Annotated in this window: 8 protein-coding genes and 1 pseudogene; 6 read left to right on the top strand and 3 right to left on the bottom strand. The window is 70.2% G+C overall.

Annotation, left to right across the window (positions count from 1 at the left end):
• Nucleotides 1-316 (top strand): annotated as a pseudogene (locus ABFX54_RS50925) (hypothetical protein); the annotation flags it as partial.
• Nucleotides 317-539: 223 nt separating this feature from the next.
• On the opposite strand, the gene ABFX54_RS50930 reads toward ABFX54_RS50925, so the two are convergent.
• The 3 genes from ABFX54_RS50930 to ABFX54_RS50940 all read right to left on the bottom strand — a co-directional run bounded on the left by ABFX54_RS50930 (nucleotide 540) and on the right by ABFX54_RS50940 (nucleotide 3,014).
• Nucleotides 540-1,043: a TetR family transcriptional regulator C-terminal domain-containing protein gene (locus ABFX54_RS50930; protein ID WP_346114447.1), complete on the bottom strand. Its 504-nt coding sequence runs from the start codon at nucleotides 1,041-1,043 to the stop codon at nucleotides 540-542.
• A 213-nt stretch (nucleotides 1,044-1,256) separates the two neighbouring features.
• Nucleotides 1,257-2,111: a PAC2 family protein gene (locus ABFX54_RS50935; RefSeq protein ID WP_106250132.1), complete on the bottom strand. Its 855-nt coding sequence runs from the start codon at nucleotides 2,109-2,111 to the stop codon at nucleotides 1,257-1,259.
• Nucleotides 2,112-2,555: 444 nt separating this feature from the next.
• Nucleotides 2,556-3,014 carry a universal stress protein gene (locus ABFX54_RS50940; protein ID WP_346114448.1) on the bottom strand — a complete coding sequence of 153 codons (459 nt, stop codon included), beginning with the start codon at nucleotides 3,012-3,014 and terminating at the stop codon, nucleotides 2,556-2,558.
• Nucleotides 3,015-3,241: 227 nt separating this feature from the next.
• On the opposite strand from ABFX54_RS50940, the gene metH reads away from it, so the two are divergent.
• The 5 genes from metH (at nucleotide 3,242) to ABFX54_RS50965 (ending at nucleotide 11,081) form a co-directional block, all read left to right on the top strand.
• Complete coding sequence (gene metH, locus ABFX54_RS50945) at nucleotides 3,242-6,706, top strand: methionine synthase (protein WP_346114449.1); 3,465 nt, start codon at nucleotides 3,242-3,244, stop codon at nucleotides 6,704-6,706.
• Between the two features lie 85 nt (nucleotides 6,707-6,791).
• Entirely contained in the window at nucleotides 6,792-7,436 is a 645-nt protein-coding gene (locus ABFX54_RS50950) for an HAD family hydrolase (RefSeq protein ID WP_346114450.1), read from the top strand.
• Between the two features lie 96 nt (nucleotides 7,437-7,532).
• Nucleotides 7,533-8,051 (top strand): cellulose synthase, encoded by a 519-nt coding sequence (locus ABFX54_RS50955; RefSeq protein ID WP_346114451.1) that lies wholly within the window; start codon nucleotides 7,533-7,535, stop codon nucleotides 8,049-8,051.
• Between the two features lie 231 nt (nucleotides 8,052-8,282).
• Nucleotides 8,283-9,275 carry an ABC transporter permease gene (locus ABFX54_RS50960; RefSeq protein WP_346114452.1) on the top strand — a complete coding sequence of 331 codons (993 nt, stop codon included), beginning with the start codon at nucleotides 8,283-8,285 and terminating at the stop codon, nucleotides 9,273-9,275.
• Nucleotides 9,276-9,317: 42 nt separating this feature from the next.
• On the top strand, nucleotides 9,318-11,081 hold the full coding sequence (locus tag ABFX54_RS50965; RefSeq protein ID WP_346114453.1) for an ABC transporter substrate-binding protein: 1,764 nt from the start codon (nucleotides 9,318-9,320) through the stop codon (nucleotides 11,079-11,081).
• Nucleotides 11,082-11,160 lie beyond the last annotated feature (79 nt).

An 11,160-nucleotide genomic window follows, 5' to 3' on the forward strand; every position in this document is an offset into this window, starting at 1 on the left:
CGAGGAGGCCATGGAACGGCTCCGGTCGACCCCGGCCGCCCGCGTGGCCATCGCCTCGTACGTTCTCGCCCCCGGCTTCTTCCACGCCCGGCTGGCCTCGGCGGGCGCGGAGCTGGTGAGCGATCCGCTGGGCGCGGACCCGGACCTGGCCGCGCTGATCTGGCACCGCTACGACGAGGCCCTGCGCCGCGACCACGCCGCGCCCGTCCCTCGCCCGGCACGTCACGACCACCCGGTCCCCGGCCCCCACGCCGTGCCCGTGCACCGCGACCACGCGGCCCCAGACCCCCAGCCCCTCCACCGCCGGCACGCCTGACGCCTCACTCAGCCGCCACGCTCGCCGACGGGCTTGAAGCCGCACGTCTCGCCTTCGCCCCCCGTGCCCCGGCCTCCCCGTCCCGCTCGCACCCGGGGAGGCCGGCCTCGCACCACGTGCACCCCAAGAGGCCGGCCCCACAGCCCGCCCATCCGGGAAGCTGGCCTCACACCGTGTGCGCACGGAGAAGGCGGCACGTGCCCAGGATGACAGGGCCCTCGGGTCAGGCGTGCTGCTCGACGGCGGCGGGTTCGAGGCGCAGCTCGCGGACGATCTCGCGGGCGCTGGCCTCGCGGCTGGGCCCGGCGTCGGCGCCGACGAACATCTCGATGTAGGCGCGGTGGAAACAGCCCGCGACCAGCAGCCGCGCGCTCGCCTCCGGATCGGCGTCGGCCCGCACCCGCCCGAGCCGCTGCTCGGCCGCCAGGTACGCGGCCAGCGGCGCCGTCTCCGTACGCGGCCCGAGCCCGGTGTCGCGGACGGCCTGCCGGAAGCGGACGGTCACATTGGGCGAGGTGAAAGCTGGCAGCGCGGCGCTCTGCACGTCTATGTAGTAGTCGATCCCCGCCAGCACGACGGGAAGAAGATTGTCGGAGACGGACCCTTTCCCACTGCGATGGGAAAGATCATGAAGAATGCTCAACCAGAGCGGAAGCCGATCCTGCAGCAGGGCGAGGAAATGATCCACCGAGCCGCCGGTGCGGTCCTCCCGGAGCGAGACGGCCATCTCGAGGATGCGCCGCCTGGTGTCCTGGCTCCGCTGGTGGGGGTCAACGTGGGATGTCGCCATGGCATGCCTAACGTGCGCGGTCGAGTTGGCAGGCATTACGTGCGAACGAGAGCCTCTTGGGCCATCGGGAGCCCAACTTGATGCAACCTTCTACAGGTTCCCGATTATTACCCCAAACCACAGGGATTTGTTGGATTCAATCCCTGCAATTTAGCTGTCAGTGTCGCGATCCCTGCGCCGCAGATAGCGTTCGAACTCGGCGGCGATCGCATCTCCGCTGGCCTCGGGCAGCTCGGCCGCGTCCTTGCGCTCCTCAAGCTCCTTCACGTATTCGGCCACCTCGCTGTCCTGCGAGGCGAGCTCGTCGACGCCGCGCTCCCACGCCCTGGCCTCCTCGTCGAGGTCGCCCAGCGGCATCGGGATCTCCAGCACGTCCTCCAGCCGGCGCAGCAGCGCCAGCGTGGCCTTCGGGTTGGGCGGCTGGGCGACGTAGTGGGGCACCGAGGCCCACAGCGAGATCGCGTCGAGCTGCGCCTGGCCGAACGCGTGCTGCAACACCCCCACGATGCCCGTCGGGCCCTCGTAGCGGCTCAGCTCCAAGTTGGTCGAACGGGCCAGCCCCGAGTTGGTGGCGCCGCCGAGGATCGGCACCGGGCGGGTGTGGGGCGAGTCGTTGAGCAGCGCGCCCAGCATCACCGCCATCTCGATGCCCAGCTCGCGGCAGATGTAGATGATGTCGGCGCAGAACGAGCGCCAGCGCATGTTGGGCTCGATGCCGCGCAGCAGCACCACGTCACGGTCGAGGCCCGGGGGCCTGGCGCGCAGCAGCCGCGTCGTCGGCCAGACGATCGACTGGGTCAGCCCGTCGTTCATCTCGACCACGGGCCTGGTGACCTGGAAGTCGTAATAGTCGTCGGGGTCGAGCGCGATGAGCGGCTCGGCCTTCCACGCGGACTCGAGATGGGCGATCACACCGCTGGAGGCCTCGCCCGCGTCGTTCCACCCCTCGAACGCGGCAATGAGCACCGGGTCGACGAGCTCGGGGAGCCCTTCGAGCTCAATCACGTGTCGCCTCCTCTCCATCGTCCCGCTAAGCCTATGCGGTCAGCCGGCGTCAACGTCACCGATCTCCCCCCGAACGCGGGCTTCCACGCGCCCCGCGACGTCCCAGTTCGCGCGCGTTCCGCCGGAGGAGCGCCGAGGGAGCGGCGGGGGAGCGCCCGGGCCGGCCGGCGCGGGCTCGCGCGCGAAACGGCCCGGGGAAACCGGCCGGGCCGCGCGACAGCAGGTCAGACGACTGCTGGAACGGGCCATGCCGGGTTCACGGCTCCGCGCCGAGGCATCGGACGGCCACCTCCGCCCGCCGGTTTCCGCCGGGCGCGAAACCCGAGCGCCGTTCGCGACGCGCGAACTCCCGCCAGGCGCCTGACGGTCCGCCGCCGTTCGCGACGCGCGAACTTCCGTACGCTCCCCGCGAACTCCCGTACGGCGACCACCGGCTCCGGGTGGTCAGCGGCCGCCGTCGGTGGTGTGGACGACGAGGACGTCGCACGCGGCCCGATGCGTCACCGCCGACGGCACCGACCCGAGCAGCCGCCCGGCCAGGCTGTTGAGCCCCCGGTTGCCCACCACGAGCAGGTCGGCGCGATGCCGGGCGGCCGCGGCGATGAGCACGTCCACCGCGTCCCCCTGATCCGCCGTCAGCACGACGTCGGTCGCGCCCGCCGCCACGGCGTGCTCGCGGGCGGCTCGCAGGGCGTCGTCGGCGGGGGTGGACCCGGTCACCTTGTACGCCAGCTCGCCGAGCCGGTCGGCGGCGGCGGCCCGTTCGCTCTCCCGCATGGGCAGGTACGCGCAGGCCAGCACGAGCCTGGCCCCGGTCGCCGCGGCCAGGGAAGCGGCGGCGGAGACGGCCCTGAAGGAGGAGGCCGAGCCGTCGGTTCCGACGAGGACGGTGCGATAGGCCATGAAGCCTCCTGCCGGACGTCGCCCATATTTGACAGCACGTACAATAGCGGCCCCGATCGTGCCGCGCAGCAGCCGGAGCGCGTCCGGCGGAAGGCCGCCGCCGAACGGGGGGCGGCCCGCGGGAAGTGCGGCGGGGCCGGGGAGCGCGTACGGTGGGAAGCGCGGCAGGGCCGGGGGAGCGGCCGCTCGCGGGCGGCTCCGGAGACGCACCCGATAAGCTCTACCTCATGAGCGCCTCCCTGTCCTTCCGAGAAGTCTTGTCCCAGCGCGTCGTCGTCGCCGACGGAGCGATGGGCACGATGCTGCAGGCCCAGGACCCCACGCTCGACGACTTCCGCGGTCACGAGGGCTGCAACGAGGTGCTCAACGTCACCCGTCCCGACATCGTGCGCGGCGTCCACGACGCCTACTTCGCCGTGGGCGTCGACTGCGTGGAGACCAACACGTTCGGCGCCAACCTGGCCGCGCTCGGCGAATACGACATCCCCGAGCGCGTGTTCGAATACTCAGAGGCGGGCGCCAGGATCGCCCGCGAGGCCGCCGACCACTGGGCCACGCCCGACCAGCCCCGCTTCGTGCTCGGCTCCATGGGCCCGGGCACCAAGCTGCCGACCCTCGGCCACCTGCCGTACGCGAGCCTGCGCGACGCCTACCGCGACAACGCGGCCGGCCTGATCGCGGGCGGCGCCGACGCGCTGATCATCGAGACCTGCCAGGACCTGCTCCAGGTCAAGGCCGCCGTCGTCGGCGCCAGGCGGGCCATCGAGGCGGCCGGCCGCGACGTGCCGATCATCGCCCAGGTGACGATCGAGACCAACGGCGCGATGCTGCTCGGCTCCGAGATCGGCGCCGCGCTGACCGCGATCGAGCCGCTCGGCGTCGACGTCGTCGGCCTCAACTGCGCGACGGGCCCGGCCGAGATGAGCGAGCACCTGCGCTACCTCGCCCGCCACTCGCGGCTCAAGCTGTCCTGCATGCCCAACGCCGGCCTGCCCGTGCTCACCGCCGACGGCGCCTACTACCCGCTCACCGCGGAAGAGCTGGCCGGCGCCCACCAGTCCTTCGCCCGCGACTACGGCCTGTCCATGGTCGGCGGCTGCTGCGGCACCACCCCCGAGCACCTGCGCCAGGTGGTCGAGCGGGTGCGCGGCAAGGAGGTCACCCGCCGCCGCCCCCACCCCGAGCCCGGCGCCTCCTCGCTCTACCAGAGCGTCCCGTTCCGCCAGGACACCTCCTACCTGGCCATCGGCGAGCGCTGCAACACCAACGGCTCCAAGGCCTTCCGCGAGGCCATGCTGGAAGGCCGCTGGGACGACTGCGTCGAGACGGCGCGTGAGCAGGCCCGCGGCGGCGCCCACATGCTCGACCTGTGCGTCGACTACGTCGGCCGCGACGGCGTCGCCGACATGAAGGAGCTGGCCTTCCGCTTCGCCACCGCCTCCACGCTGCCGATCATGCTCGACTCGACCGAGCCCGCCGTGCTGCAGGCCGGCCTCGAGATGCTGGGCGGGCGCGCCGCGGTCAACTCCGTCAACTACGAGGACGGCGCGGGCCCCGACTCCCGCTTCCAGAAGATCATGCGGCTCGTCCGCGAGCACGGCTCGGCCGTGGTCGCCCTGACCATCGACGAGGAGGGCCAGGCCCGCACCGCCGAGTGGAAGGTGCGCGTGGCCACCCGCCTGGTGGAGGACCTGACCGGCAACTGGGGCATGCGCGTCGAGGACATCATCGTCGACTGCCTCACCTTCCCCATCGCGACCGGCCAGGAGGAGACCAGGCGCGACGGGCTGGAGACCATCGAGGCCATCCGCGAGCTCAAGCGCCGCTACCCGGGCGTGCAGACGACGCTGGGCCTGTCCAACATCAGCTTCGGCCTCAACCCGGCCGCCCGCATGGTGCTCAACTCGGTGTTCCTCAACGAGTGCGTCAACGCCGGGCTCGACTCCGCCATCGTGCACGCCTCCAAGATCCTGCCGATGGCCCGCATCCCCGACGAGCAGCGCCAGGTCGCGCTCGACATGGTCTACGACCGCCGCCGCGAGGGCTACGACCCGCTGCAGCGGTTCATGGACCTGTTCGAGGGCGTCGACGCGGCCGTCATGCGCGCGGGCAAGGCCGAGGAGCTGGCCGCGCTGCCGCTGTGGGAGCGGCTCAAGCGGCGCATCGTCGACGGCGAGAAGAAGGGCCTGGAGGCCGACCTCGACACCGCGCTCGACCAGCGGCCCGCCCTGGAGATCATCAACGAGGTGCTGCTCGACGGCATGAAGACGGTCGGCGAGCTGTTCGGCTCCGGGCAGATGCAGCTGCCGTTCGTGCTGCAGTCGGCCGAGGTGATGAAGACGGCCGTGGCCTACCTGGAGCCCCACATGGACCGGGTCGAGGGCGAGACCAAGGGCCGCATCGTGCTGGCCACCGTCAAGGGCGACGTGCACGACATCGGCAAGAACCTCGTGGACATCATCCTGTCCAACAACGGCTACCAGGTCGTCAACCTCGGCATCAAGCAGCCGGTCTCGGCCATCCTGGAGGCCGCCGACGAGCAGAAGGCCGACGTCATCGGCATGTCGGGGCTGCTGGTGAAGTCGACGGTCATCATGAAGGAGAACCTGGAGGAGATGAACTCCAGGAAGCTCGCCGAGCGCTACCCCGTGCTGCTCGGCGGCGCCGCCCTGACCCGCGCCTACGTGGAGCAGGACCTCGCCGACGTGTTCGAGGGCGAGGTGCGCTACGCCCGCGACGCGTTCGAGGGGCTGCGGCTGATGGACGCGTTCATGGCCGTCAAGCGCGGCGTGGCGGGCGCGACGCTGCCGCCGCTGCGCGAGCGGCGGGTCAAGACCGGCGCGGTGCTCACCCGCACCCCCGTCGAGGCGCTGCCCGACCGCTCCGACGTGGCCGCCGACAACCCGCTGCCGCTCGCGCCCTTCCACGGCGACCGCGTCGTCAAGGGCATCTCGCTGGCCGACTACGCCGCCTTCCTCGACGAGCGGGCGCTGTTCCTCGGCCAGTGGGGGCTCAAGCCCACCAGGGGCGGCGACGGGCCCGGCTACGAGGAGCTGGTCGAGACCGAGGGCCGGCCGCGGCTGCGGATGTGGCTGGAGCGCATCCAGACCGAGGGCCTGCTGGAGGCGGCCGTCGTCTACGGCTACTTCCCGTGCGTCTCCGACGGCGACTCGCTGATCATCCTCGACGACGACGGCGGCGAGCGCACCCGCTTCACCTTCCCGCGCCAGCGCCGCGACCGGCACCTGTGCCTGTCCGACTTCTTCCGCGGCAAGGACACCGGCGAGGTCGACGTCGTCGGCTTCCAGGTGGCCACCATGGGCTCGAAGATCTCCGAGGCCACCGCCGAGCTGTTCGCCAAGGACGCCTACCGCGACTACCTGGAGCTGCACGGCCTGTCGGTGCAGCTGACCGAGGCGCTGGCCGAATACTGGCACGCCCGGGTCCGCTCGGAGTGGGGGATCGGCGGCGACGAGTCGCTCGACGACATGCTCAAGGTCAACGTCCAGGGCTGCCGCTACTCCTTCGGCTACCCGGCCTGCCCCAACCTGGAGGACCAGAAGCAGCTGTTCGAGCTGCTCGCGCCCGAGCGCATCGGGGTGACGCTGTCGGAGGAGTTCCAGCTCCACCCCGAGCAGGCGACGTCCGCGCTGGTGGTCCACCACCCCGAGGCGAAATACTTCAACGTCTGACCGCCGCGAACGGGAGGGTCCGCCCCGGCGGCCCCTCCCGTTCCGCGTGAACACGACGAGTACGCACGGGCGATCGGGGGCAGGGATGGACGCGGTCTTCTTCGACATGGACGGGCTGCTGGTCGACAGCGAGCGGGTCTGGCTGGAGATCGAGACCGGCGTCATGGCCAGGCTCGGCGGCCGATGGACGCCCGAGCACCAGACCCGCCTGATCGGCGGGTCCATGGAGAGCACGATCGCCTACATGCTGGCCGTCTCGGGGGCCGCGGTGGCGCCGGAGCTGGTCCGCGAGTGGATGGTCGCCGGCATGGTGGCCCGGCTGACCGCCGGGGTGAGCGTCATGCCCGGCTCCTCCGAGCTGCTCGACGCCCTGCGCGCCGAACGGGTGCCGGTGGCCCTGGTCACCTCCTCCCTCGGCGAGATCGCCGACGCCGTGCTCAAGAGCGTCGGCAGAGACCGTTTCGACGCCGTCGTCACCGCGGACGACGTCACCCGCACCAAGCCGGACCCCGAGCCGTACCTGACGGCCGCGAAGCTGCTCGGCGTGGAGCCGGTGCGCTGCGTCGTCCTGGAGGACTCCCCGAACGGCGTGGCCGCCGCCACGGCGGCCGGCTGCGCCGTGGTGGCCGTGCCGAGCCTGCTGCCCGTCGAGGAGGCGCCGGGACGGCTGGTCGTCTCGTCCCTGACCGAGATCAGGGTCGCGGACCTGAGAACTCTCGTGGCTCCTTGAGCGTTCCCCTAAGGGGAAAGTGGTTCTCACGGAGGAGGCGCAAGGGCCTCCGCGTGCCAGGATGGATATCCAGAGCCACGACGAAGGGGCGGCGAGATGGAGACCTTCAACGCGATCGCCTGGCTGCCACTGTGCGCCGGGGTGACCATCGCCGGGCTGGTGCTGGCCTTCCTGGCCTTCAGGCGCAGGGGAGCGGCGGCCGGCATGCGGATGACGGCGTGGGCGCTGCTGCCCGTGGCCGCCTACCTCACCGGAGCGCTGCAGACGCTCTGGACGGTCGGCAGCGCCGTGGTGGGCTTCGTGACCAGCCTGGTGTTCAACCCGACCGTATGGATCGGCGTGGCGGTGGCGGGCCTGTCGGTGGTGCTGTTCGTGGTGTCGGGCGTGATGCGCGGCCGCAAGCTGTCCGCCGGCAGGGGCCTGGGCAGGAAGAAGAAGACGGGCGCCGACACGCCCGAGACGGAGCAGGCCGTGCGACCCGCGCAGGCCGCTCCCGCCGTGGGGCAGAAGACGACGCAGCCGCTGCCCAAGCCCGCGCCGCGCAAGGCCGCGGCCAAGGCCGACGACGACTTCTCCGACATCGAAGAACTCCTCAAACGCCGCGGCATCAGTTGAGCTCGTGCTATGTCACAGTTCCGAGACGTAACCGGGACGGGCCGTAGACATTCACATCAAGATCGATACGAATGAGTTTCGCGTCAATCACAGATCGGCCACATAGCGCCCTGAGGGACTAGTCAGCGCAGCTCAGGCCATAGATTCTGCCTCCTGAGGTCGCGACTCGCGGTCTAAAGTCAGTCAGTACGCGATAGAGAGCGTCGTCTGGGCAGCAGGGGGCAATTCGGCATGACCGCACCGCTAGACGTTTCCGGTTCCGCCGCAGAAGCGCATCCGGAGTCGGTGCTCGCGGGAGCGGGCAAGGCCATCCAGGGCCGCTCGCTCACCCGGATCGCCTGGATGCGGCTGCGCCGCGACAAGGTCGCCCTCGGGGGCGGCCTCATCGTCGTGCTGCTCATCCTGGTGGCGATCTTCTCCGGGCCCATCATCGCCGCGTTCGGGCACCCGCCACTGGAGTTCCACCAGGACGCGATCGACCAGAGCACGCTCCTGCCCAAGGGCAACTTCGGCGGCATGAGCAGCGAATACCTGCTCGGCGTCGAGCCGGTCAACGGCCGCGACATCTTCAGCCGGATCGTCGCGGGCGCGTGGATCTCGCTGCTGATCGGCTTCCTGGCCACGCTGCTCTCGGTGGTCATCGGCACCACCCTCGGCGTCATCGCCGGCTACTTCGGCGGCTGGGTCGACCAGGTCATCGGCCGCCTCATGGACGTCTTCCTGGCCTTCCCGCTGCTGGTCTTCGCCATCGCGCTCGCGGGCGTCATCCCCGACAAGGGCTTCGGCCTGGAGGGCAACGGCCTGCGCATCGCGATGCTGATCTTCATCATCGGCTTCTTCAGCTGGCCCAGCATCGGCCGCATCGTCCGCGGCCAGACCCTGTCGCTGCGCGAACGCGAATTCGTCGACGCGGCCAAGAGCCTGGGCGCCCGCCACGGCTACATCCTCTTCCGCGAGGTCCTGCCCAACCTGCTGGCGCCGATCCTGGTCTATGCCACGTTGCTCATTCCGACGAATATCCTGTTCGAAGCCGCGCTCTCGTTCCTGGGCGTCGGCATCAACCCACCCACCCCGACCTGGGGAGGGATGCTCTCCGAGGCGGTCCGCTTCTACACGCTGCCCCACTTCGTGCTCTTCCCGGGTCTGGCGATCTTCATCACCGTCCTGGCCTTCAACGTGTTCGGGGACGGGCTGAGGGACGCCTTCGACCCGCGTGCACGCTGAACTTCGCTCAATCCCCCACCTCACTAATCAAGGGGTTAGTCAATGAGAAGGAAACACGCACTGGCAGGAGCCGCGACAGCGGTTCTCGCCCTGGTGCTCTCCGCCTGTGGCGGCGGTGGCGGTACGTCCCAGCAGCCCGCCCAGACGGCCGCCGGCGGCGGCGCGCAACCCGCGTTCAACGCCGGCCTGACGCAGGTGTTCAACCCGTCGACGAAGAAGGGCGGCACGCTCAAGGCCGCCCACTCGGCCGACTGGGACAGCCTCGACCCCGGCGACACCTACTACGGCTACTCGTTCAACTTCGGCCGCTTCTACTGGCGGACGCTGACGATGTACAAGCCGGGCCCCGGCCCCGAGGGCAACACCGTCATCCCCGACCTCGCCGAAGGCCTCGGCACGCCGAGCGACGACGGCAAGACCTGGACGTACAAGCTCAAGAGCGGCCTGAAGTACGAGGACGGCACTCCCATCACGGCCAAGGACGTCGCGTACGCGGTGGCCAGGACGTACGACAAGGAGACCTTCCCGCACGGCCCCTCCTACCTCAACGAGCTGCTCGACTGGCCGAAGGACTTCAAGGGCGTCTACAAGTCCGCCGACGTGGACTACAAGTCGGCCGTCGAGGCGACCGACGACACCACGGTCGTCTTCCACCTGAAGAAGCCGTTCGCGTCCATGGACTACATCGTGCAGATGCCGATGACGGCGCCGGTGCCGAAGGACAAGGACACGGGCGCGAAGTACAAGGAGAAGGTCCTCTCCTCGGGCCCGTACAAGTTCGAGACGAACGAGATCGGCAAGCGCTTCACGCTCGTCCGCAACGACCAGTGGGACCCGGCGACCGACCCCAACCGCCCGGCGCTGCCGGACCGGATCGAGGTCCAGCTCAACGTCAACGCCGACGACCTGGACAACCAGCTCATCTCCGGCGACATCGACCTCGACATCCCCGGCACCGGCCTGCAGCCGGCCGCCCTGGGCAAGGTCCTGCCGGACCCGGCGCTGAAGGCCCGCACGGACAACCCGACGATCCCCAGGCTCTGGTACGTCTCGGTCATCCCGGACAACCCGCCGCTTGACAACGTCGAGTGCCGCAAGGCCGTGATGTGGGCGGCCGACCGCGTCGCCAACCAGACCTCCTACGGAGGCCCGCTGGCCGGCGGCGACATCGCCACCAACGTCATGCCGCCGCCCATCGTCGGCCAGGAGAAGTTCGACCTGTACGCCACCCCCGAGAACAAGGGTGACGTCGAGAAGGCCAAGCAGGCGCTGACCGCCTGCGGCCAGCCCAACGGCTTCTCCACCACCATGGCCTTCCGCTCCGACCGCCCGCGCGAGAAGGCGCTGGCCGAGGCGATGCAGCAGGCCCTGGCCAAGGTCAACATCAAGGTCGAGCTCAAGGGCTTCCCCGGCTCCAGCTACTTCTCCGACTACGCGGGTAACACCGACTACGTCAAGAAGAACGGCATCGGCCTGGCCGGCCACGGCTGGGGCTCCGACTGGCCCGACGGATACGGCTTCATGCAGGCCATCGTCGACAGCCGGACCATCCGCAAGGCCGGCAACTACAACCTCAGTGTCAAGAACCCCGAGGTCGACAAGCTGATCGACCAGGCCTCGTCCGAGCTCGACGAGACGGCCCGCGCCAAGCTGTGGGTCGACGTCGACAAGAAGGTCATGGAGGACGCCTCCATCCTTCCGGTCGTGTGGGCCAAGTCGCTGCTCATGCGCGGCAAGCGCGTGACCAACGTCGCCTACAACGAGGGCCAGAGCATGTACGACTACATCTTGCTCGGCGTCGAGTGACCAGGCGAGGTTCGGGGATCTAGCGAAGGCAGGTGAAGGCAGGAGTGGCGCGCCCCCCACGGCGGGCGGGGGAAAAAAC

This window comes from Nonomuraea maheshkhaliensis (assembly GCF_039529435.1).
Classification (GTDB): domain Bacteria; phylum Actinomycetota; class Actinomycetes; order Streptosporangiales; family Streptosporangiaceae; genus Nonomuraea; species Nonomuraea maheshkhaliensis.